General features: G+C 66.8%; 20 protein-coding genes. 15 read left to right on the forward strand and 5 right to left on the reverse strand.

Annotated elements, in window-relative coordinates; genetic code table 11:
- Positions 1–19: 19 nt before the first annotated feature.
- From ACN8ZM_RS07375 to ACN8ZM_RS07390, 4 genes are all read left to right on the forward strand, one after another.
- The gene (locus tag ACN8ZM_RS07375) at positions 20–2,671 is read left to right on the forward strand and encodes a T6SS effector BTH_I2691 family protein (RefSeq protein WP_420210884.1); all 2,652 of its coding nucleotides are present in this window, start codon (positions 20–22) and stop codon (positions 2,669–2,671) included.
- Complete coding sequence (locus ACN8ZM_RS07380) at positions 2,672–3,832, forward strand: DUF6708 domain-containing protein (RefSeq protein ID WP_420210885.1); 1,161 nt, start codon at positions 2,672–2,674, stop codon at positions 3,830–3,832.
- A gap of 221 nt (positions 3,833–4,053) precedes the next feature.
- Entirely contained in the window at positions 4,054–5,157 is a 1,104-nt protein-coding gene (locus ACN8ZM_RS07385; protein ID WP_420210886.1) for a DUF6708 domain-containing protein, read from the forward strand.
- Positions 5,158–5,159: 2 nt separating this feature from the next.
- Positions 5,160–5,423 carry a PAAR domain-containing protein gene (locus ACN8ZM_RS07390; RefSeq protein ID WP_420210887.1) on the forward strand — a complete coding sequence of 88 codons (264 nt, stop codon included), beginning with the start codon at positions 5,160–5,162 and terminating at the stop codon, positions 5,421–5,423.
- An 88-nt stretch (positions 5,424–5,511) separates the two neighbouring features.
- On the opposite strand, the gene ACN8ZM_RS07395 is transcribed toward ACN8ZM_RS07390, so the two are convergent.
- On the reverse strand, positions 5,512–7,221 hold the full coding sequence (locus ACN8ZM_RS07395; protein WP_420210888.1) for a glutamine--tRNA ligase/YqeY domain fusion protein: 1,710 nt from the start codon (positions 7,219–7,221) through the stop codon (positions 5,512–5,514).
- A gap of 244 nt (positions 7,222–7,465) precedes the next feature.
- Between ACN8ZM_RS07395 and ACN8ZM_RS07400 the strand changes: the two genes are divergently transcribed.
- Both ACN8ZM_RS07400 and ACN8ZM_RS07405 read left to right on the forward strand, forming a co-directional pair.
- Positions 7,466–7,675 carry an ornithine acetyltransferase gene (locus ACN8ZM_RS07400; protein WP_011351716.1) on the forward strand — a complete coding sequence of 70 codons (210 nt, stop codon included), beginning with the start codon at positions 7,466–7,468 and terminating at the stop codon, positions 7,673–7,675.
- A gap of 179 nt (positions 7,676–7,854) precedes the next feature.
- Complete coding sequence (locus tag ACN8ZM_RS07405; RefSeq protein WP_089450323.1) at positions 7,855–8,433, forward strand: RBBP9/YdeN family alpha/beta hydrolase; 579 nt, start codon at positions 7,855–7,857, stop codon at positions 8,431–8,433.
- A gap of 54 nt (positions 8,434–8,487) precedes the next feature.
- On the opposite strand, the gene ACN8ZM_RS07410 is transcribed toward ACN8ZM_RS07405, so the two are convergent.
- Positions 8,488–9,708, reverse strand: coding sequence for a CaiB/BaiF CoA transferase family protein (locus ACN8ZM_RS07410; protein ID WP_420210889.1), 1,221 nt, complete (start codon positions 9,706–9,708; stop codon positions 8,488–8,490).
- Positions 9,709–9,958: 250 nt separating this feature from the next.
- On the opposite strand from ACN8ZM_RS07410, the gene alaS reads away from it, so the two are divergent.
- Positions 9,959–12,583 (forward strand): alanine--tRNA ligase, encoded by a 2,625-nt coding sequence (alaS, locus tag ACN8ZM_RS07415; RefSeq protein ID WP_089450324.1) that lies wholly within the window; start codon positions 9,959–9,961, stop codon positions 12,581–12,583.
- A gap of 126 nt (positions 12,584–12,709) precedes the next feature.
- On the opposite strand, the gene ACN8ZM_RS07420 is transcribed toward alaS, so the two are convergent.
- Entirely contained in the window at positions 12,710–13,624 is a 915-nt protein-coding gene (locus tag ACN8ZM_RS07420; RefSeq protein ID WP_420210890.1) for a LysR family transcriptional regulator, read from the reverse strand.
- A 123-nt stretch (positions 13,625–13,747) separates the two neighbouring features.
- On the opposite strand from ACN8ZM_RS07420, the gene ACN8ZM_RS07425 reads away from it, so the two are divergent.
- The 8 genes from ACN8ZM_RS07425 to ACN8ZM_RS07460 all read left to right on the forward strand — a co-directional run bounded on the left by ACN8ZM_RS07425 (position 13,748) and on the right by ACN8ZM_RS07460 (position 20,764).
- Positions 13,748–14,992 (forward strand): YbfB/YjiJ family MFS transporter, encoded by a 1,245-nt coding sequence (locus ACN8ZM_RS07425; protein ID WP_420210891.1) that lies wholly within the window; start codon positions 13,748–13,750, stop codon positions 14,990–14,992.
- Positions 14,993–15,113: 121 nt separating this feature from the next.
- Positions 15,114–15,650 carry an NUDIX domain-containing protein gene (locus tag ACN8ZM_RS07430; protein ID WP_089456050.1) on the forward strand — a complete coding sequence of 179 codons (537 nt, stop codon included), beginning with the start codon at positions 15,114–15,116 and terminating at the stop codon, positions 15,648–15,650.
- A 139-nt stretch (positions 15,651–15,789) separates the two neighbouring features.
- Positions 15,790–16,227 (forward strand): acyl-CoA thioesterase, encoded by a 438-nt coding sequence (locus tag ACN8ZM_RS07435; RefSeq protein WP_420210986.1) that lies wholly within the window; start codon positions 15,790–15,792, stop codon positions 16,225–16,227.
- A 7-nt stretch (positions 16,228–16,234) separates the two neighbouring features.
- Positions 16,235–17,170, forward strand: a complete 936-nt coding sequence (locus ACN8ZM_RS07440; RefSeq protein WP_420210892.1) for a branched-chain amino acid ABC transporter permease — start codon at positions 16,235–16,237, stop codon at positions 17,168–17,170.
- Entirely contained in the window at positions 17,163–18,392 is a 1,230-nt protein-coding gene (locus ACN8ZM_RS07445) for a branched-chain amino acid ABC transporter permease (protein ID WP_420210893.1), read from the forward strand. Before ACN8ZM_RS07440 ends, ACN8ZM_RS07445 begins: the two co-directional genes overlap by 8 nt.
- A complete protein-coding gene (locus ACN8ZM_RS07450) occupies positions 18,389–19,141 on the forward strand; it encodes an ABC transporter ATP-binding protein (RefSeq protein WP_043182479.1) in 753 nt (250 codons plus the stop codon). The genes ACN8ZM_RS07445 and ACN8ZM_RS07450 overlap by 4 nt, the downstream gene beginning before the upstream one ends.
- Positions 19,138–19,842, forward strand: a complete 705-nt coding sequence (locus ACN8ZM_RS07455; RefSeq protein WP_043182480.1) for an ABC transporter ATP-binding protein — start codon at positions 19,138–19,140, stop codon at positions 19,840–19,842. Before ACN8ZM_RS07450 ends, ACN8ZM_RS07455 begins: the two co-directional genes overlap by 4 nt.
- A gap of 175 nt (positions 19,843–20,017) precedes the next feature.
- Complete coding sequence (locus tag ACN8ZM_RS07460; RefSeq protein WP_043182481.1) at positions 20,018–20,764, forward strand: glucose 1-dehydrogenase; 747 nt, start codon at positions 20,018–20,020, stop codon at positions 20,762–20,764.
- Between the two features lie 52 nt (positions 20,765–20,816).
- Here the strand turns inward: ACN8ZM_RS07460 and ACN8ZM_RS07465 are convergent, their stop codons facing one another.
- Both ACN8ZM_RS07465 and iolB read right to left on the reverse strand, forming a co-directional pair.
- Positions 20,817–21,311, reverse strand: a complete 495-nt coding sequence (locus ACN8ZM_RS07465) for a heme-degrading domain-containing protein (RefSeq protein WP_175021947.1) — start codon at positions 21,309–21,311, stop codon at positions 20,817–20,819.
- A gap of 82 nt (positions 21,312–21,393) precedes the next feature.
- Positions 21,394–22,209 carry a 5-deoxy-glucuronate isomerase gene (gene iolB, locus ACN8ZM_RS07470; protein WP_420210894.1) on the reverse strand — a complete coding sequence of 272 codons (816 nt, stop codon included), beginning with the start codon at positions 22,207–22,209 and terminating at the stop codon, positions 21,394–21,396.
- Between the last annotated feature and the right edge of the window lie 4 nt (positions 22,210–22,213).

Below are 22,213 nucleotides of genomic sequence, written 5' to 3' on the forward strand. Positions count from 1 at the left end.
CGACAACGAGAGAATATCGATGCCCAAACCGACCTATTCCTTGACTGATCTGCTTGGCATCAGTCGCGATTCGGCCGATCGAACGCGCAGTAACGAAGCGCCTAGTCCGTGCGTCAGTTGCAAACGCACGCTCGCCATTCTGCCGTTGCGTTATGGCGTGATATCCGGCAACGAAAAGGCCAGTGTCGAACATCTGACGCCATCGTTGCCAGCTCACTTGGGCAAGAAGCTCCAGGTCAAGCTATCTGACAGCCGATATGCGGTACGCAGCGTGCGCGAAGGCTACATCTACCTGTTCGTCCAGCGCCGAGGCAAAGGCTACACCTGTGAGGCCACCTACCGGGTGTGTGACAGCGGGTTGCTACAGCCGGTATGGCCGTATGATCCGGGCGTGCCCGTGGGCGGCATCCAGAACCTGGGTGGCTGGACACTGACCGTCGGCGATCCCGAGGATATCGACGAAGCGCGAATCCTCTTCACCCCTGATCCCTTGAGCCCGGCGAAGGTCGACCGCTATCGCGACGTCGCCCTGTATCGCAACCGTCTGCAGAAGTTCGATTTGCGTACGCTCACTCAAAGCTGCGCGCATTTCGAGGACGTGGTGAACCCGCAGGATCTCGACACCGTTGTGGCGGAACTACGCGTAGGTAACAACGCCGGTGCCAAGAGGGAGCTGGAAAGTCAGGCGTTCCCGCCGTTTCGCAGCGCATTGAAGCCCGGTGGCTCCGCCGAAGAAGTAACGGCGATCTACAAGAGCACGCGGGATACATTGAAGAAGAATGCCGGCGTTGCCGTGGTGCTGTATGACCCGGTCGGCGTTGTTCAGGAACTGAACGCGTGGCGCAACGACGCGATCGAAATCAACCGCTCATGGCTGCAACTGGCGGACGAGCAGGGGATCACCAACGAGCGCCGCCACGCAGTCGCTGAAGCGCTGGACAACATCAAGGAGGCCATGCAGCGCGGTTACATCGAAAATGCCGGGCTGGATGCGGAGGCCAAGCTGCGCCGTGCTCGGGACAGTGACTTGCGCATGAAAGCGCGGTTCGGGTTCAATCCCCAGGACCTCAAGGAGATGGAGCGGCGCTACGACCCGGCACGGGTGCGCCAGCGTGCGGAAAAGGAGGCCCCGCACGCCTTCGACCGTTACCAGGTTCTCTTGGATTGGGACGGTGCAAAGGCCACCGTTCAGAAAGAATTCGCCCGTCGCGACAAGTTGGCGCAGCAGGAGATGGACAAGCGCGAACCGGACCATCAGGCCTGGCTGCGCAGTGGCCTGCTCGCAGAGGCGCTTGACCTCTACGACCGTAGCGATCCGGTATGGGGGCAGGCCTTCGCGGAACAGATTGGACTGTGCCTGGTCGGGATGAACGGCTGCGATAGCGGCGCGGCCAAGTTGGCTTCCTGGTGGTCGGACATTGCTATCGGTAAGGACAACCTCGCGTGGCGTGCGCTGACTCGGAACCAGACGCAGATCGAGGAAGCAGCCAGGCTCGCGTTGGCGCAGGCCAAGGCGCAGTCAGGCGATGGCCTGACGGTAGAGAACATGACGGCCGTGCTGAGCGCCCAGAATGATCGCTTCAAAAACGTAGCCGATCTCCTGGGCAAGGCCGACGCCGCGGTCGAGGCCGCCATGGTGGCGGGCACGCACCCGTGGTTCGGCGCGGACAGACTAAGCCGTTCGCTCACGCTGTTCGCCCAGGCGCATCAATACCTGTTCAAGCTTTTCCCCCACAATGCCGCCGATCGCAATCTGCTGGTTCCCATGTTGGGGTTCATCCATGCCAATTTGGGGCGAAGCGTCACGCGCCTGCGCCTGGAGCAACTGGCTGCGGCAGGCCAAACCGCCAGCGAAGCACGGGTGGCAGGTCAGGTGAACTCGCACATCGCCGGCGTACGCAATACATTGGCCAACGAATTCCAGAACGGCGGAAGCGGCGAGTTCTATAAGGTTCGCGCAGGCGTCATCGTTGCGCTCGTCGAGTCGATTGCCCTGCTGACCAAAGCCGCTGGCTCTGACAAGGGGAGCAAGGAGTACGCGGAATTGACAGCGGCCGGATTGGTAACCGCGGCAGCGGGGTTCGAACTGGCGGCAACCGGAATCGAGTCGGTGGCGGCGCGGTATGCGCCTTCTACCGTCGTGGGGCGGGGGGCTTCGATTGCGTTGGGCGGGTTGAAGTTGTTTGGAGGGTTGCTTGCTACGGTGGGGGGAGGGATATCTATTGTGTTGGCAGTCGCGGATGCAAAGTCTGCCAGTGACGAACGTCGTAACGTCCTCGGCTATGCATACCTTGCACAGGCAACAGTTTCGGCAGCAATTACAACTTTAGCTTCAATGCTCTCGCTGTCCGCTTCCGGTGCCTATCTACGGTGGCTCCTGCAGAGCACTCAGCGCACGCTTTTGCGCTTGATTCTCCCCCCACTGATTCGCTGGTCAGCTGCATTGGCCGTTCCTGAAGTGGCCGCCATGCTGGGGTTGGCACTTGGCTGGGCGACTGCCATTGGAGTGGTGGTGGCAGTTGTGATTTGGGCTATTGCACCAAACGAACTCGAAAGTTGGTGCACGCATAGTTGCATCGGTAAACGAGATCCGGGAAGTATTTGGAAGCCGTTTAAAAGCGAAGAAAAAGAGTTGATTGGTCTATATGAAGCATTCGTTGTGGTGAAGTAAATGTATTTCATAGAACGTGGAATTTGGGCTATACAGAATGATCCCGAAGGGCGAGGGGAGCTGGAAGCCAATATGGCTCGCGCGCTCAAAAAAGAAAAGGCAGATAGGGAGAAGGGGGGTAAATCGCTTCCTGGTATTCATGATCGAGTGAGTGAGTGCCCGTGCGCGGACGGCTCTATTTATGCTTTCAACGATACCTATATCGAACTCTATGCTGGTGCGCTGCAAGACAGGCGAGGTTCAATTACTGTTTTTTCACTACTATTGATATCTATTTTTTGGATTCTTGGGCCATTTAGTCTTGGTCTTTTAACGGTCTGGTTCACGGGAGTTGATTATTGGACGCGGGAAAAGGCCACGGCTTTTGTTTACTTGGATTCGCTGGTTTATCCTTCATTCCTCACTGGTGTTTGCTTTGCAGTGTACAAATTTCTCTGGCGCTTCATCCGGCTGGAAAATTTCGTCCAACGCCGTCTTCTTATCCGCTTCAATCGCGTGACTCGACAGGTGTACCTGCATCGCCCCGGCTATGCGGGTGGCCGGGCCACCTTGGCCTGGGACCAGGTCTCGCCGGAACCCGCGGTGGGCCTTCCCGAATGGCGCGGAACCGGCACCCAACTGATGCTGGCCTGGACCAACGACATGACGGGGTTGCCGTATTTCCACATCATGTTCGTCGGCAAAGTAGCGAATGGTACGAGCGATATCGTCAACCTCTGGGAGTTCATCCGCCGCTACATGGAGGAGGGGCCGCAGTCGGTGCCGAGGCCGAAGAAACTGCTCGGCAAGGTGCCGTGGCCCTGGCTGTCGCTGCAGGCGCCGTGGAGTTTCTTCAAACCGTTTTGGCGGGGAGGATTGAAGCGTGGTGTGCTGCTGTGGACGGTGCTGCTTTCGCCAGTAATGCTCCTCCACGCCACCTTGCACTGGATTTCGCTGCTGCTGGGCTGGGAGCCACGCTGGCCACGCATTATCCGCGAAGCGGGCCTGCCCGGAAAACCGGTGCCTCCGCTGTCCACTGCCGCCGACTGGCCGCCACCGCCCGTGGCGAAGCCTAAACCTCGCCGGCCACGCAAGTCCCGCAAAGCCAAGAACACCGAAGATGTCGCGACGGCATCAACGTTGACCGCGCCAGTCGGTGAAGGCAAACCACCCGATGTCTGACTTTGAGGCGTTCACTCGAAAAGCGAGATCAGGTTCACGTCGGTGCGGTGACGATAAGTGCATAGGCATACGGGAACGAATTCGGCAAGCGAATCCAATCGAAGAAAAGGAGCAGGCTGCTCTATCTGAGGAATTTGGCGCGGGGAAATATGTACTTTATAGAGCGTGGAATCTGGGCTATACAGAATGATCCCGAAGAGCGAGGGGAACTGGAGGCTAATATGGCCCGCGCTCTCAAAAAAGAAAAGGCCGATAGAGAGAAAGGGGTTAAATCGCTCCCAGGCATTCATGATCGGGTGAGTGAATGCCCGTGCGCGGACGGCTCTATTTATGCTTTCAACGATACCTACATTGAGCTTTATGCAGGGGGGATGCAGGAGCGGCGCGGTGTAATAACCGTGTTCACGCTTCTCATCGGATTCATGATTTGGATGCTAGGTTCGTTGAGCATTGAGATGGGTGCGGTATGGCTTACCCATCGGCACTTTGGGGTGGGCAGAGTTGCAACAACGATGGACTATATAGATCCAATCATCATTGGAATGATTGCGCTAGGAGTTTGCTTGGTGGTGCACAAATACCTCTGGCGCTTCATCCGGCTGGAAAACTTCGTCCAGCGCCGTTTGCTTATCCGCTTCAATCGCGTGACTCGACAGGTGTACTTGCATCGCCCCGGCTATGCGGGTGGCCTTGCTACCTTGGCCTGGGACCAAGTCTCCCCGGAACCCGCGGTGGGCCTTCCCGAATGGCGCGGAACCGGCACCCAACTGATGTTGGCCTGGACCAACGACATGACGGGCTTGCCGTATTTCCACATCATGCTCGTCGGCAAAGTGGCGAACGGCACGAGCGATATCGTCAACCTTTGGGAGTTCATTCGCCGCTACATGGAGGAGGGGCCGCAGTCAGTGCCGCGACCGAAGAAACTGCTCGGCAAGGTGCCGTGGCCGTGGCTGTCGCTGCAGGCGCCGTGGAGTTTCTTCAAACCGTTTTGGCGCGGAGGATTGAAGCGTGGTGTGCTGCTGTGGACGGTGCTGCTTTCGCCGGTAATGCTCCTCCACGCCACCTTGCACTGGATTTCGCTGCTGCTGGGCTGGGAGCCACGCTGGCCACGCATTATCCGCGAAGCGGGCCTGCCCGGAAAACCGGTGCCTCCGCTGTCCACTGCCGCCGACTGGCCGCCACCGCCCGTGGCGAAGCCCAAGCCCCGCCGCGCACGCAAGCCGCGCAACAAGGTGTTGCAGTCCGGCGAGAAGGGCGGTGCTTCAGCAGAAATGAATGACGACCAGGCATCCGATAACTCCACGAATCCACGCGAGGTGTAGCGATGACCCGCCCCTTGATTGTTCTGGGTGACACCAGCAGCCATGGTGGTGCCGTGCAAACGGCAACGACAGGTTTGACGGCCAACGGTATTCCCGTCGCCGGCCACGGCGACACACTGCAATGTCCCATACACGGCCCGGTTTCGCTTCAGGCTTCCGGAGGCGGCATGCAGTCCAACGGTAAGGCGCCCGTTCGCGACGGCGATACAGCCACGTGCGGCGCAACGTTGATTGCTTCGCGGACCGGCGTAACCTGGGCAGGTTGAATGGACGAAGCGCAAGCGTCGCGAGCAGATACATCAATAAAAAAACCGGCCACGAAGGCCGGTTTCTATTTCTACGAGCAGCACACCGTTACGCCGGCTTGCCCCAGCTGTCACGCAGCCCGACGATCCGGTTGAACACCGGCTTGCCCGGCTTCGAATCGACACGATCGGCAACAAAGTAGCCGTGGCGCTCGAACTGCAGGCGCGTTTCCGGTGCGATGTCGCTGTTGCCCGGCTCGACGTACGCCTGCACGATCTTCTTCGAATCGGGGTTCAGCGCCTCGAGGAAGTTCGCGCCGCCCGCGTCCGGATGCGGCTCCTTGAACAGGCGGTCGTAGATCCGCACTTCAGCCGGCTGCGCATGCTTCGCGCTGACCCAGTGAATGTTGCCCTTGACCTTGTACGTGTTCGCGCCTTCGGTGCCCGACTTGCTGTCCGGGAAGTAATTGCAGTGCACGGCCGTCACGTTGCCGTCGGCGTCCTTGTCGAAGCCCGTGCATTCGATCACGTAGCCGTAGCGCAGGCGCACCTTGTTGCCCGGGAACAGGCGGAAATAGCCCTTCGGCGGGTTTTCGACGAAGTCCTCGCGCTCGATCCACAGCTCGCGCGAGATCGGGAACGTGCGCACGCCGCGTTCCGGATGGTGCGGGTGCACGGGGGCCGTGCAGGCCTCTTCGAGATCTTCCGGATAGTTGTCGATCACGAGCTTCAGCGGATCGAGCACCGCGACGGTACGCGCGGCCTTGTCGTCGAGGTCGTCGCGCAGCGCGCCTTCGAAGATGCTCATGTCGATCCACGAGTCGATCTTCGTCACGCCGATGCGCTCGCAGAACAGGTGGATGCTCTCCGGCGTGAAGCCGCGGCGGCGCACGCCGACGATCGTCGGCATCCGCGGGTCGTCCCAGCCGTCGACGTGGCCTTCGGTGACGAGCTGCAGCAGCTTGCGCTTGCTGGTGATCGCGTACGTGAGGTTCAGCCGCGAGAATTCGATCTGTTGCGGCAGCGGGCGCGTGAACATGCCGGCTTCCGCGAGTTCGTTCAGCACCCAGTCGTACAGCGGGCGGTGATCCTCGAACTCGAGCGTGCACAGCGAATGCGTGATGCCTTCGAGCGCGTCCGAGATGCAGTGCGTGTAGTCGTACATCGGGTACACGCACCACGCGTCGCCGGTGCGGTAGTGGTGCGCGTAGCGGATCCGGTAGATCACCGGGTCGCGCATGTTCATGTTCGGCGAAGCCATGTCGATCTTCGCGCGCAGCACATGCTCGCCTTCCTTGAACTCGCCGGCCTTCATGCGGCGGAACAGGTCGAGGTTTTCTGCCGGCGTGCGTTCGCGGAACGGCGACGGCTTGCCGCCTTCCGTCAGCGAGCCGCGGTTCGCGCGCATTTCATCGGCGCTCTGGCTGTCGACATACGCCTTGCCGCGCTGGATCAGCAGCTCGGCGAACTCGTACAGCTTGTCGTAGTAGTCGCTCGCGAAGTACTGGTGATCGACCGCGTCCTTGCGCCAGTCGAAGCCGAGCCAGCGCACCGCGTCGACGATCGAGTCGACGTACTCGACGCTTTCCTTTTCCGGGTTCGTGTCGTCGAAGCGCAGGTGGCACACGCCGCCGTAGTCGCGCGCGACGCTGAAGTTCAGGCAGATGCTCTTGGCGTGGCCGATGTGCAGATAGCCGTTCGGCTCGGGCGGGAAGCGCGTCTCGACGCGGCCGCTCCATTTGCCGGTGCGGTTGTCGTCGTCGATGATGTTGCGGATGAAATTGGAAGCCGCGGGGGCGTCGTTGCGTTCGGTGCTCATGCGGATGGCGTCAGGTTGTGTCGGCGCGTCGCGCCGGTTTAATCCCGTGATTCTACCTGACCGGGGTCCGTCCCGCGCGGCTTGCGGCATGGCAGACGCGGGTTTCGACCGATTATCTCGATATTGTGTCGGCTGTAACACGACGTAAATCGGATTGCCCGGGCCGTTTGGCGTTGCCTATGATGGCTTCACCGATTCAATGCCGCCGTTCGGGTTACCGCGTGGCGGGAGGAAACTAAAAATCATGATGAAGAAGACCACGTTTATCGTTCGTACCGCCGTGATCGTCGCGGCCCTGTCGCAACTCGGCGCATGCGCGATGACGCATACGCAGCGCAATGCCGGTATCGGCGCGGCCGCGGGCGGCGCGCTTGGCTACCTGGTGACGGGCGGCCCGCTCGGCACGGTCGCGGGCGCCGCGGCGGGCGGTATCGTCGGCGCGAACGTGCGCTGACCGATGACATGACGCGAGCCGCCTGCCAGGCGGCTCGCCGTCCGGTCGCGACGCGGTTCCGAATGCGTCCCGACCCCACGCACATCCTTCCGGTTTCAGACAGGCAGCATCAGGGAGGAGAGGGTGTGCGACACTGCGTCGACATTCCATTACGACTCCATGCGTCGACGCCGCCTTCCATGAGCCATTCCCCCGTTTTCGTCCTGCCGGGTTATGCCAACTCGGGCCCGCTCCACTGGCAAAGCCGCTGGGAGCGCGCCGACGCGCGCTTCGTGCGCATCGCGATGCCCGACTGGGAGCGTGCGTTCCGCAACGGCTGGTGTCTCGCGCTCGACCGCGCGGTCGAGGCCGCGCCCGGGCCGGTGCTGATCGCCGCGCACAGCCTCGGCACGCTGACCACCGCGTGGTGGGCGACGCGCTATGCGCGCCCGGCCGCGCTCGCGAAGGTGCGCGGCGCGCTGCTCGTCGCGCTGCCCGATCCGGCCGGCCCCGCATTTCCGGCCGATGCGCATGGCTTCGGGCCCGTGCCGTACGAACGGCTGCCGTTTCCGACCTGCGTCGCGGCGAGCAGCGACGATCCGTACGGCTCGCTCGCGTTCGCCCGCACCTGCGCGAACGCATGGGGGAGCGCATTCCACGAGATCGGCCCGCGCGGCCACATCAATGCGGACAGCGGGCTCGGCGACTGGCCCGACGCGCGCGGCTGGCTCGACGCGCTCGATCGCGAGAACCGGGCGCACGAAGGAGGGCGGCCGTAGCCGCCTTCTTCCCCGCGACCGGACGAGCCGGACGCAATCCGTCCGGCTCGCCGCTCAGATCGCCTGTTTCGCCCGCAATCTGGCGATCTTCGCGTCGTCGTAGCCGAGCATGTCGCGCAGCACGTCGTCGGTCTGTGCGCCGAGCAGCGGCGGCGCCGTGCGTGCGTCGGGCGGTGTCGCGCTCATCCGGATCGGGTTGCGCACGAGCTTCGCGTCCGCGCCGCACGGGTGCGGCAGCGACACCTGCATCCCGCGCGCGACGACCTGCTCGTTGTCGAACACCTCGTCGAGATCGTTGATCGGCCCGCACGGCACGCCGGCCGCTTCGAGCGCGCCGATCCAGTCGGCCTTGTCGCGCGCCTTCACCATCTCCGCGAGGATCGGCACCAGCGTGTCGCGGTGGCGTACGCGCGACGGATTCGTCGCGAAACGCTCGTCGTCGGCCAGCTCGGGTTGTCCGCCGGCCTCGACGAACTTGCGGAACTGCCCGTCGTTGCCGACCGCGACGATGATCCACCCGTCGCGCGTCTGGAACGTCTGGTACGGCACGATGTTCGGATGCGCATTGCCCCAGCGCACCGGCGGCTTGCCGCTCGCGAGGAAGTTGGTGTTCATGTTCGCGAGCAGCGCGACCTGCACGTCGAGCAGCGCCATGTCGATGTACTGGCCTTCGCCGGTCCGGTCGCGGTGCGCGAGCGCGGCGAGCACCGCGATCGTCGAGTAGAGGCCGGTCGCGAGGTCGGCGATCGCGACCCCTGCCTTCTGCGGGCCGCCGCCCGGCTCGCCGTCGCGCTCGCCGGTGATGCTCATGAAGCCGCCGATCCCCTGGATGATGAAGTCGTAGCCCGCGCGGTGCGCGTACGGGCCGGTCTGGCCGAAGCCGGTGACCGAGCAGTAGACGAGGTCGGGTTTCACCGCGCGCAGCGACTCGTAATCGAGCCCGTATTTCTTCAACTGGCCGACCTTGTAGTTCTCGAGCACGACGTCGCTCTGCGCGGCGAGTTCGCGCACGATCTGCTGGCCCTCGGGCGTCGCGATGTCGACCGTCACCGAGCGCTTGTTGCGGTTCGCCGCGAGGTAGTACGCGGCCTCGGCGGTATCCGCGCCGTCCACGTCCTTCAGGTACGGCGGCCCCCAGTGGCGCGTGTCGTCGCCGGCGCCGGGGCGCTCGACCTTGATCACGTCCGCGCCGAAATCGGCAAGCGTCTGTGCGCACCACGGGCCCGCGAGCACGCGGGTGAGGTCCAGCACGCGGATATGGCTCAGGGCACCCATCGTCGAATCGTCTCCTTTCATGGCTGGCCTTGTCGTGCAAGGCCGGTTGGCATGCCGAGCATCTTAAGGCGAATCGGCCGCGCGAGTGGCCCAGCCGGGCCGGCGGGAGGGCCGAGCCGCTTTGCCGGCGCTTTGCCCGGAAGCCGGCCCCGATCCCGTATAATCGATCGTTTCCGAATCCATGCCGCCGCGCGCCCCGCCAAGGGCGCCGGCGTTTGAAGCCGTCTTTGCCAGACTGTCCCCGCACGCCATGAAAGCTGCCGAAATCCGCGAGAAATTCCTCAAATTCTTCGAATCGAAGGGCCACACGATCGTCCGCTCGTCGAGCCTCGTGCCCGGTAACGACCCCACGCTGATGTTCACGAACTCGGGCATGGTCCAGTTCAAGGACGTGTTCCTCGGCACGGATCCGCGCCCGTACTCGCGCGCCACGACGGCGCAGCGCAGCGTGCGCGCGGGCGGCAAGCACAACGACCTCGAGAACGTCGGCTACACGGCGCGCCACCACACGTTCTTCGAGATGCTCGGCAACTTCTCGTTCGGCGACTACTTCAAGCACGACGCGATCAAGTTCGCGTGGGAGCTGCTGACCACGGTCTACCAGCTGCCGAAGGAAAAGCTGTGGGTCACGGTCTACCAGGAAGACGACGAAGCGTACGACATCTGGGCGAAGGAAGTCGGCGTGCCGACCGAGCGCATCATCCGCATCGGCGACAACAAGGGCGCGCGCTACGCGTCGGACAACTTCTGGACGATGGGCGACACGGGCCCGTGCGGCCCGTGCACGGAAATCTTCTACGATCACGGCCCGGACGTGTGGGGCGGCCCGCCGGGATCGCCTGAAGAAGACGGCGATCGCTACATCGAGATCTGGAACCTCGTGTTCATGCAGTTCAACCGCGACGCGCAGGGCAACATGACGCGCCTGCCGAAGCAGTCGGTCGACACCGGCATGGGCCTCGAGCGTCTCGCCGCGGTGCTGCAGCACGTGCACAGCAACTACGAGATCGACCTGTTCCAGAACCTGATCAAGGCCGCCGCGCGCGTGACCGAAATCAGCGACCTCACGAACAACTCGCTGAAGGTGATCGCCGATCACATCCGCGCGTGCTCGTTCCTGATCGTCGACGGCGTGATTCCCGGCAACGAAGGCCGCGGCTACGTGCTGCGCCGCATCGTGCGCCGCGCGATCCGCCACGGCTACAAGCTCGGCCGCAAGGGCGCGTTCTTCCACAAGCTGGTGGCCGACCTCGTCGCCGAGATGGGCGTCGCGTATCCGGAGCTGAAGGAAGCCGAACAGCGCGTGACCGACGTGCTGCGCCAGGAAGAAGAGCGCTTCTTCGAGACGATCGAACACGGCATGTCGATCCTCGAAGCCGCGCTGGCCGACGTCGAAGCGAAGGGCGGCAAGGTGCTCGACGGCGAGCTCGCGTTCAAGCTGCACGACACCTACGGCTTCCCGCTCGACCTCACGGCCGACGTGTGCCGCGAGCGCGGGATGACGGTCGACGAACCGGCGTTCGACGACGCGATGGCGCGCCAGCGCGAACAGGCGCGTGCGGCCGGCAAGTTCAAGGCCACGCAGGGCCTCGAATACTCGGGCGCGAAGACCACCTTCCACGGCTATGAAGAAATCGCGTTCGACGACGCGAAGATCGTCGCGCTGTACGTCGACGGTTCGTCGGTCAACGAAGTGAAGACCGGCCAGGACGCGGTCGTCGTGCTCGACCACACGCCGTTCTACGCGGAATCGGGTGGCCAGGTCGGCGACCAGGGCGTGCTCGCGAACGCCGCGACGCGCTTCGCGGTGGCCGATACGCTGAAGGTGCAGGCCGACGTGATCGGCCACCACGGCACGCTGGAACAAGGCACGCTGAAGGTCGGCGACGTGCTGCGCGCGGAAATCGACGCGCATCGCCGCGCACGCACGCAGCGCAACCACTCGGCCACCCACCTGATGCACAAGGCGCTGCGCGAAGTGCTCGGCGCGCACGTGCAGCAGAAGGGTTCGCTGGTCGACGCAGAAAAGACCCGCTTCGACTTCGCGCACAACGCACCGATGACCGACGACGAAATCCGTCGCGTCGAGCAGATCGTCAACAACGAAATCCTGGCCAACGCGCCGGGCATCGTGCGCGTGATGCCGTACGACGAAGCGGTGAAGGGCGGCGCGATGGCGCTGTTTGGCGAGAAGTACGGCGATGAAGTGCGCGTGCTCGACCTCGGCTTCTCGCGCGAACTGTGCGGCGGCACGCACGTGAGCCGCAGCGGCGACATCGGCTTCTTCAAGATCGTCGTCGAAGGCGGCGTCGCGGCCGGCATCCGCCGTGTCGAGGCGATCACCGGTGACAACGCGGTGCGCTACGTGCAGGAACTCGACGCCCGCGTGAACGAAGCCGCGGCCGCGCTGAAGGCGCAGCCGTCGGAGCTCACGCAGCGTATCGCGCAGGTGCAGGACCAGGTGAAGTCGCTCGAGAAGGAACTGGGCGCGCTGAAGTCGAAGCTCGCATCGAGCCAGGGCGACGAGCTCGCGCAGCAGGCCATCGAAATCGGCGGCGTGTTCGTGCTGGCCGCGACGCTCGACGGCGCCGACGCGAAGACGTTGCGCGAAACGGTCGACAAGCTGAAGGACAAGCTGAAGAGCGCGGCGATCGTGCTGGCCGCCGTCGAAGGCGGCAAGGTCAGCCTGATCGCGGGCGTCACGCCGGACGCGAGCAAGAAGGTCAAGGCCGGCGAGCTCGTGAACTTCGTCGCGCAGCAGGTCGGCGGCAAGGGCGGTGGCCGTCCGGACATGGCGCAGGCTGGCGGCACCGAGCCGGCGAACCTGCCGGGCGCGCTGGCTGGCGTGAAGGGCTGGGTCGAAGAGCGGCTCTGATCGTCGCGACCGATGCGATGCCGTCTCGTGGCGGCATCGCTTGAAATGAGAAAGACCCGATCGGCATGTGCCGGTCGGGTCTTTTTGTTGGTGCGCCGGCACAACGCGTGCTGGCCGCCCGGCGATTCAGGCCGGTATGGTGTCCGACGGCTTCGTTGCCCCGTCCGGCTGCCGCGCGGCTTCGGTGAGCGCCTCGCGCAACGCGGCCAACGCCGCCGATGCATAACCCTGACGCCAAGCGAGCAGCGTGTCGATGCCTTCCAGTTCGGGGATCGCGTGCGCGGCGACGTTGCCGGTTTCCGGCTGCAGGTCGAGCACCGAACGCGGCGCGACCGCGACGCCGGCACCCGCTGCGACGCACGCGACGATCGCGTGATACGACCCGAGTTCGAGCACGCGCGCCGGTTTGACGCCGTGCGCGGCGTACCACTGCTCGACGTACTTGCGATACGAGCAGCCGCGCTCGAATGCGATCAGCGTCGGCAGGATCACGTCGCGCGGCGTGCGCACCGGCGGATGGCCGCGCGGGGTGAGCAGCACCAGGTCCTCACGGAAGACCGGCACCGTCTCGAACGTGTCGGGCAGCATGTTCGGCGCGGGCGGGCGGGCGAACAGCGCGGCGTCGATCTCGAAGTCGCGCACACGGTCGATCAGCCAGCCCGTCGTGCCCGTCAGCAGCTCGAGCGACACGTCGGGCCACGCGTGGTGATAGCGCGCGAGCACGGTCGGCAGGCGGCTGGCGGCCGTGCTCTCCATCGTGCCGAGCCGCAGCCGCCCGCGCGGCGTGTCCTCGCGCACCGCGTCGCGCGCCTCGTCGGCGAGCGCGAGCAGGCGCTCCGCATACGGCAGCAGCGTGTGCCCGGCCGGCGTCAGCACCAGCCGGCGGCCGTCGCGCACGAACAGCGCCGCGCCGAGTTCTTCCTCGAGCTGCTTGATGCGCGTCGTGACGTTCGACTGCACGCGATTGAGCTTGGCCGCCGCGCGCGTCACACCGTTCTCGCGCACCACGGCCCGGAAAATCGCCAGCGCCGCCAGATCCATGATTCTCTCCGAGCGATGAGTGGATTCTTAATTATTCATTTTTCGAGAACGTTTGGTCAAGCTAGGATGGCAGCATTCCAATTTCCGATCCGGCTGGCGCGTTGAACGCCGGCTCATGCCGCCATGTCCCGCTCCGATGCCCCGACCGCCGCCGCCGGCGCGCCTCCCGTCGATGATGCCGACCGCCGCGCCCGCACGGCTGCACTGGCCTGCATGGTCGGCCTCGCGGTCGTGCTCGGCGTCGGCCGCTTTGCGTTCACGCCCTTATTGCCGCTGATGCTCGCGGACGGCTCGATCGGCCTGAAGGCCGGCGGCTGGCTCGCCTCGGCGAACTACGCGGGCTACTTCGTCGGCGCGGTCAGTTGCGCAGCGGTGCGCATTGCGCCTGCGCGAATGGTGCGCTTCGGGCTCGTGGCCACCGTGCTGCTCACCGCCGCGATGGGCGTCGGCCATCTGTTGCCGGTGTGGCTCGCGGTGCGCTTCGTCGCGGGCGTCGTCAGTGCATGGACGTTCGTATTCGTGTCGCAATGGGGGCTGAGGCGGCTGGCCGAGCTGCATGCGCCCGAGTGGAGCGGGGTGATCTACGCAGGGCCCGGCGTCGGTATCGTGGTGACGGGGCTGATCGGCAGCGCACTGGTCGGCCAGCGCGCGGCGTCGGGCTGGCTCGGTTTCGCGGCGCTGTCGGCCGTGCTGTCGGTCGCGATCTGGCGCACGTTTGCCGTTGCCCCGGCGCAAGCCGGAGCGCCGGGTGGCGCCGCGCCGCACGCGGCCGCCGCAACTGCGGCGATGCCGGCCCAACCGCGCGGCCATCGCGCGGACGCCGCATGGCTCGTCGTGCTGTACGGCATGCCGGGCTTCGGCTACATCATCACCGCGACGTTCCTGCCCGTGATCGCGCGCGCCGCGCTGCCGGCCGGTTCGCCGTGGCCCGACCTGTTCTGGCCGATGTTCGGCGCGGCGCTGATCGTCGGCGCGATCACTGCCGCGCGGCTGCCCGGGCACTGGGACAACCGGCTGCTGCTGGCCGCCGGCTGCGCGACGCAGGCGCTCGGCATTGCCGCCGGGATCGTGTGGCCGAACGCGGCCGGCTTCTCGGTCGGCAGTGCGCTGCTCGGCCTGCCGTTCACCGCGATCACGCTGTTCGCGATGCGCGAGGCGCGGCGTTTGCACGGCGAGCGGGCCGCCGGGCTGATGGGCTATGCGACCGCGTCGTACGGGGTCGGGCAGATTCTCGGTCCGCTCGTCGCGGCACCGCTGGCCGCGCGCTTCGGGTCGTTTTCTCCTGCGCTGTGGGTGGCGGTGGCCGCGCTGCTGCTGGGCGCCGCCGGCTTCGCGGCGACCGCCGTACGAGGGCGCCTGCAACCCTGATATCGACGGGGACGGATCGTCTGCGGCACGGGCAAACTCGCTAGAATGAAGCCTTTCCCGCGCCGAGCGGGTGCGCGGGCAGCCGGCTGGCGGCCGTCCGGCGCTCGCCAGATCTCCATCGATGACCACCGCCGACTACCGCTTTTGCCCGCGCTGCGCGAGCCCGCTCACCGAGCGCGCCGATCCCGACCATGAAGGCGGCCGCATTCGCCAGGCGTGCCCCGACGACAGCTGCGGCTATGTCCACTGGAACAACCCGCTGCCCGTCGTCGCCGCGATCGTCGAGCTCGACGGCAAGATCCTGCTCGCGCGCAACGCGGCCTGGCCCGAAGGGATGTTCGCGCTGATCACCGGTTTCCTCGAGAACGGCGAGACGCCCGAGGACGGCATCGCGCGCGAGGTGTTCGAGGAAACGGCGCTGAAGGCCGAGCACGTGTCGCTCGTCGGCGTCTACGAATTCATCCGCAAGAACGAGCTGATCATCGCGTACCACGTGCGTGCGTCGGGCACGGTCGCGCTGTCACCGGAACTGCTCGAATACAAGCTCGTCGATCCGCCGCTGCTGCGCCCGTGGCGCGCCGGCACGGGTGTTGCGCTCGCCGACTGGATGCGTGCGCGCGGCCTCGATTTCGAGTTCGTCGACCGGCCGGGGCAGTGACGGGTCGGCCCGCCCGCAGCGTTGCATCCGCCGTGCCGCGAGCGATCGCGGCGCGGCGTTCCGCGTCTTGCCGGCGCACCGCGTCATGCGGTCGCCGCGCTTCGTCCACCTCGCTTCCCTCGTCCTGACCGCCATCGCCATGTCCGACAAGCCGCAACCGCGTCCGCGCGACGCCTATCGCCACTTCCTGCCGATCACGACCCGCTGGATGGACAACGACGTCTACGGGCACGTGAACAACGTCGTCTACTACAGCTACTTCGACACGGTCGTGAACGAATACCTGATCCGCGCCGGTGTGCTCGACGTCGAGCACGGGCAGACGATCGGCCTCGTGGTCGAGACGCAGTGCAACTACTTCGCGCCGCTGGTGTTTCCGCAGTCGGTCGACGCGGGGCTGCGGGTCGTGAAGCTCGGCACGTCGAGCGTGCGCTACGAGGTCGGGCTGTTCGCGCAGGGCGAAGCCACGCCCGCCGCACTGGGGCATTTCGTGCACGTGTACGTCGATCGCGGCACGCGCCGGCCGGTGCCGCTGCCCGACGCGCTGCGCGCCGCGCTCGAGCCGCTCGCCACCTGACTGCGCGGTGCACGCGTTCGCGCTCCAGGCCTTCAATGGCCTCAGCTACGGCTTGCTGCTGTTCATGCTGTCGGCCGGACTCACGCTGATCTTCAGCGTGCAGGGCGTGCTCAACTTCGCGCATGCGAGCTTCTACATGCTCGGCGCGTATGTCGGCTACAGCATCGCGGCCCGCGCGGGTTTCTGGCCCGCGCTGCTGCTCGCGCCGCTCGCGGTCGGGCTGCTCGGCGCCGGCTGCGAGCGCATGCTGCTGCGCCGCGTGCAGGCGCGCGGCCATACGAGCGAACTGCTGCTGACCTTCGGCCTCGCGTACCTGATCGGCGAGGGCGCGAAACTCGTGTGGGGCCTCGCGCCGCTGCCGGCGCCCGTGCCGGCGCTGTTCGACGGTGCGCCCGTGTCCGTATTCGGCCTCGCGCTGCCGCGCTACCGGCTGTTCATGATGGCGATGTCCGCAGCGATGCTCGTCGCGCTCGGCGCGCTGCTGCGTGCGTCGCGCATCGGGCTCGTGGTGCGCGCGGCGCTCACGCACCGCGCGGCCGTCGAGGCGCTCGGCTACGACGTGTCGCGCGTGATGACGGCGCTGTTCGGCGCGGGCACCGCGCTCGCGGCGCTGGCCGGCGTGATCGGCGCGCCGCTCGCGGTGATCGAACCCGCGCTGGCCGAAACCGTCGGGTCGGTCGTGTTCGCGGTCGTCGTGATCGGCGGGCTCGGCTCGCTCGGCGGCGCGTTCGCGGCGTCGCTCGCGGTCGGCTTCGCGCAGACCTTCGCGGCCGCGAGCGATACGTCGCTGCGCGACCTCACGGAATGGGCCGGCATCGCGCTGCCCGACAGCGTGGCCGCGGTGTCGATCGCGCAGCTGGCGCCGCTGGTGCCGTACCTGCTGCTCGTCGCGGTGCTGGTCGCGCGGCCGCGCGGGCTGTTCGGCGAGCGTGCCGATGCGTAACCGCGCGCTCGCCGGCGTCGCGCGCTGGTCCCTGTTTGCCGCCTGCGTCGCGCTGCCCGCGTGGCTGTGGCCGCATGGCGCGGTGCTCGGCTATCTCGCGCAGACGGCCGTGCTCGTCGTGCTCGCCCTGTCGTACAACCTGCAGCTCGGCACGACCGGGCTGCTGTCGTTCGGGCATGCCGCGTTCGCGGGCCTCGGCGCGTTCACGGCCGCGCACTGGTTCAATCACTTTGGCGGCCCGCTGCCGCTGTTGCCGCTCGTCGGCGGCGTGGCCGGTGCCGGGTTCGGCTTCGCCGCCGGGCTGCTCGCGACGCGCCGTTCGGGCACCGCGTTCGCGATGATCACGCTCGGGCTCGGCGAATGCGTTGCGGCCGCCGCGTGGAGCGTGCCCGCCTGGTTCGGCGGGATCGGCGGCGTGCCGATCGACCGCGCGACCGGCACGCCATGGGGCGGCTGGCATTTCGGCGCGCCGGTCCAGGCTTATGCGGTGATCGCGACATGGTGCGTCGTGTCGGCGTGGGCCATGCACGCGCTGACACGCACGCCGCTCGCGCGGCTCGCGAATGCGGTGCGCGACAACCCCGTGCGCGTCGCCGCGCTCGGCACCGATCCGCGCCGCGTGCGGCTCGCGATGGTCACCTGCGCATCGTTTTTCGCAGGCGTCGCCGGCACGCTGACGCTGATCGACGTCGAAATCGCGACGCCCGACAGCGTGTCGATGGCACGTTCGGCGACCGTGCTGATCGCCGCGGTGATCGGCGGCACCGGCGCGTTCTTCGGGCCGGCGGCCGGGGCCGTCGTGCTGACCGTGCTGAGCATCGTCGTGGCGGGCGTTTCGCGCGCGTGGGCACTGTATCTCGGCGTGCTGTTCGTCGCGATCGTCGTGGCCGCGCCGCGCGGGATCGCCGGCATCGTGCAAGCGCTCGCGCATGCGTGGCGGCGCGGCGCGCCGGCGGCCGAGCGGTGGCGCATGCTGTGCGCGGTCGGCGCGTGCCTGTTCTGGAGCGTCGCGATCGTCTGCGCGGCCGAGCTCGGCTATGCGTGGCGCTTCGCGCAGGACGACGGCGCGGGCTTCGCGTTCGGCGCCTGGGGTATCGATGCCGATACGCCGGCCGGCTGGGCCGTCGCATGCTCCGCGTTCGGTATCGGCACGCTGCTGTGGGGCTGGCGCGCGCGGCTCGTGCCGGGCGGGCAGGCCGGCAAGCGGGAGGACGGACGATGAACGGCAACGCGATCGCGCTTCACGGCGTCGTGCAGCGCTTCGGCGCGCAGACGGTGCTCGACGGCGTCGAGCTGAGCATCGCGGCCGGCGAGCGTCATGCGCTGATCGGGCCGAACGGTGCGGGCAAGTCGACGCTGTTCGGCGTGATCGCCGGTGCGACGCGGCCCACGCGCGGACGCGTCGTGCTGCACGGTGTCGAGCTGCGCGGGCGCGGGCCGGTCGTCGCGAGCCGGCTCGGCATCGGCCGCAGTTTCCAGCAGACGAGCGCGTTCGCGCGGCTCACCGTGTTCGACAACCTGCGCTGCGCGGCGCTGCATGCGCCGGCCGAACGGCGGCGCTGGTGGAACCGGCTGCGCGAATCGGCGTCGGTCGATCGTGCGGCCGCGCGCGTGCTGCACGACATCGGCCTCGATGCGCACCGCGACACGCTGGCCGGCGAACTGAGCTATGCGGAACAGCGCGCGCTCGATCTCGGGATCGCGCTCGCGAGCGGCGCACGCACGCTGCTGCTCGACGAGCCGACGGCCGGCATGAGCCGTGCGCAGGCGGCGCGGATGATTGCGCTGATTCGTGCGACGACGCAGGGGCGCACGGTCCTGCTGATCGAGCACGACATGGATGCGGTGTTCGGCTTCGCTGAACGCATCACGGTGCTCGTGCGCGGCACGGTGGTCGCGACCGGCGCGCCGGAGGCGATCCGCGCCGATCCGGCCGTGCGTGCCGCCTATCTGGGCGAGGGCCATCCATGAGCGCGTTGCTCGAGATTCGCGATCTGCGCGCGTGGTACGGGCTGCAACCGGTGCTCGACGGCGTCGATCTCGCGCTGGCGCCGGGCGAGACGCTCGCGCTGCTCGGCCGTAACGGCTCGGGGCGCTCGACGCTTGCGAAGGCGGTCATGGGGCTCGTGCGCACGGCTGGTTCGGTGCGCATCGCCGGCGCCGAATGCGTGGGCGCACGCACGTTCGAGATCGCGCGGCGCGGCGTTGCTTACGTGGCCGAAAGCCGCGACGTGTTTCCGCTGCTGACGGTACGCGACAACCTGCGGCTCGGGCTGCGCGGTGCCAGCGGTGCGGCCGAACGTGCGGCGCTCGAACGGCTGTTCGAACGTTTTCCGTTGCTGGCCGCGCGCGCGGACGTGAAGGCGGGGCGGCTGTCGGGCGGCGAGCAGCAGGTGCTCGCGCTGGTGCGGGCGTTGGCCGGCCGCCCGCGCGTGCTGCTCGTCGACGAACCGGCCGAAGGGCTCGCGCCGCTGGCGGTCGACGAAGTCGGCGCGTGCCTCGCCGCGCTGCAGGCCGACGGCGTTGCGATCGTGCTGATCGAGCAGCGGCTGCAGTTCGCGCCGCGGCTCGCGCGGCGCGTCGCCGTGATGGGGCGCGGACGGATCGTCTACGACGGCGCGCTCGATGGCCTGGGCGGCGAGGTCGCGAACGCATGGCTGAGCGCCGGCTGACGGTGCGCGCGCGATTGTTCGGCAAACTCTGCCAGTCAATTCGTGCCGAGCCGCTTTATCGCCACCCGGCCGCACAGTAAATTGCCAGTCATGCCGGTCGCCGCCTCCACGCCTCCAGGTACCCGCGCGGCAACCGGCGCCATCCATCGAAAGTCTTGGACTGAGGAATGAAATCATGAGCAAGCTGGCAAACAAGGTCGCAATCGTCACCGGCGGATCGAAGGGCATCGGCGCGGCGATCGCGAAGGCGCTGGCCGCGGAAGGCGCGTCGGTCGTCGTCAACTATGCGAGCAGCAAGGCGGGTGCCGACGCGGTCGTCGGTGCGATCGTCGAAGCCGGCGGGCGCGCGGTCGCGGTGGGCGGCGACGTGTCGAAGGCAGCCGACGCGCAGCGCATCGTCGATACGGCGATCGACACGTACGGCCGTCTCGACGTGCTCGTCAACAATTCCGGCGTGTACGAATTCGGCGCGATCGAGGCGATCACGGAAGAGCATTACCGCCGCCAGTTCGACACGAACGTGTTCGGCGTGCTGCTGATGACGCAGGCAGCCGTCAAGCATCTCGGCGAAGGCGCGAGCATCATCAACATCAGCTCGGTGGTGACCAGCATCACGCCGCCCGCCAGCGCCGTCTACAGCGGTACCAAGGGCGCGGTCGACGCGATCACCGGCGTGCTCGCGCTCGAACTCGGCCCGCGCAAGATTCGCGTGAACGCGATCAACCCGGGGATGATCGTGACCGAGGGCACGCACAGCGCGGGCATCATCGGTTCCGATCTCGACAAGCAGGTGCGCAGCGAGACGCCGCTCGGCCGCCTGGGCGAGCCGGACGACATCGCGTCGGTTGCGGTGTTCCTCGCATCGGACGATGCACGCTGGATGACCGGCGAGCATCTCGTCGTGAGCGGCGGGTTGAACTGATCGTGGAGGGCGGGGCATCGGCGCGTCCGCGCCGGTCGCACCGCCCGTGCCGTTACGCGTGCATCGCGAGCGCGTAACGGCCGACGTGCCACTGCAGGCTCTCGACGACGAGCGCGTGATTGTGTTCCGAATCGAGCCCCGCGATCGTCATCGCGCCGACGATGCCGGCACCGGCGATCCGCAACGGCACGCCGCCGCCGTCGAGCGCATAGTCGTCGTCCGACAGCCCCTGCGACTGCAGCGACCAGCCGGCGCGGCGAAAGCGCTCGCCGACCGCGAGCGAACTGAGGCCGAAGCGCAACACCGTGTTCTGCCGCCGGCGGATCGCGTCGCTGTCATCGGCATGGCTGCCGTCGAGCGCGCAGTAGAACAGCGGCGCCTGCTCGCCGACGATGCTCACGGCGATCGGCAGCCCGCGGCGCGACGCGAGGTTGACCGCGATCTCCCCCATCCGGCGGGCGACCTCCGCATTGAAGCGCGGCAGCGCGGGGTTCGACGCGTCGTCGTCGAAGGCTTGGGGTTCGAGGCGAAAGAGGGTCGTCACCATGGCGGCTCCGTGGCGTCGCCGGCTCTGGGTGCGCGTGCCGGGCGTCGCATCGTCACGGGCCGCGCGCCGGCCCGTCTTTCCATCAGCGCTTCGGTGCGTCGAGCATCCATTCGTGCGCGGGATCGTTCTTGAACGCCCACGCGCGGCTCGGCCCGGCCATCACGTTCAGGTAGTACAGGTTGTAGCCGTGCGGCGCGACGACCGGGTGGTAGCCGCGCGGCACCATCACGACGTCGTGGTCCTCGACCGCGCACGCTTCGTCGAGGCTGCGATCGTCGGTGTACACGCGCTGGAATGCGAAACCCTGCGGCGGATCGATCCGGTGGTAGTAGGTTTCCTCGAGCGACGTTTCGTCGGGTGCCGCGTCGCGATCGTGCTTGTGCGGCGGATAGCTGCTCGAATGGCTGGCCGGCGTGACGACCTCGACCACGAGCAGCCGGTCGGCGGCCGGGTTGTCGCCCATCAGGATGTCGCACACGTAGCGCGTGTTGGTGCCTTGCCCGCGTACTGAGCGGCGCATCCGCTCGCCGTCGAGGCGTTGCACGGGCTTGTCGCCGCTCGCGTACGGCGCGGTGCACAGCGCGATTTCCGCATCGCGCGTCGCGACCAGCGTGACCGTCTTGCCGCCCGGCACGTACAGCGCGTCCGGCGAAACGTCCTCGAAGACGCTGTCGCGCTTGCCGAGCGCATCGTAGGTGTTGCCGTCGACGTCCGCGCGCACCGTGCCGGTGAGCACGACGACGCACAGCTCGCGCGTGCCGGTGTCGAGCGTTTCGGTGTCGCCGGCCTTCAGGCGCAGCGCCCGGAAACCGACGTGCTTCCAGCCGGCCGACTCGGGCGTGACGTTGCAGATTTCGCGGTCGGCAGAAGCCTTGACCAGCAGGGGAGACATCGTCATGGGG

This window comes from Burkholderia aenigmatica (assembly GCF_048627025.1).
GTDB lineage: Bacteria > Pseudomonadota > Gammaproteobacteria > Burkholderiales > Burkholderiaceae > Burkholderia > Burkholderia aenigmatica.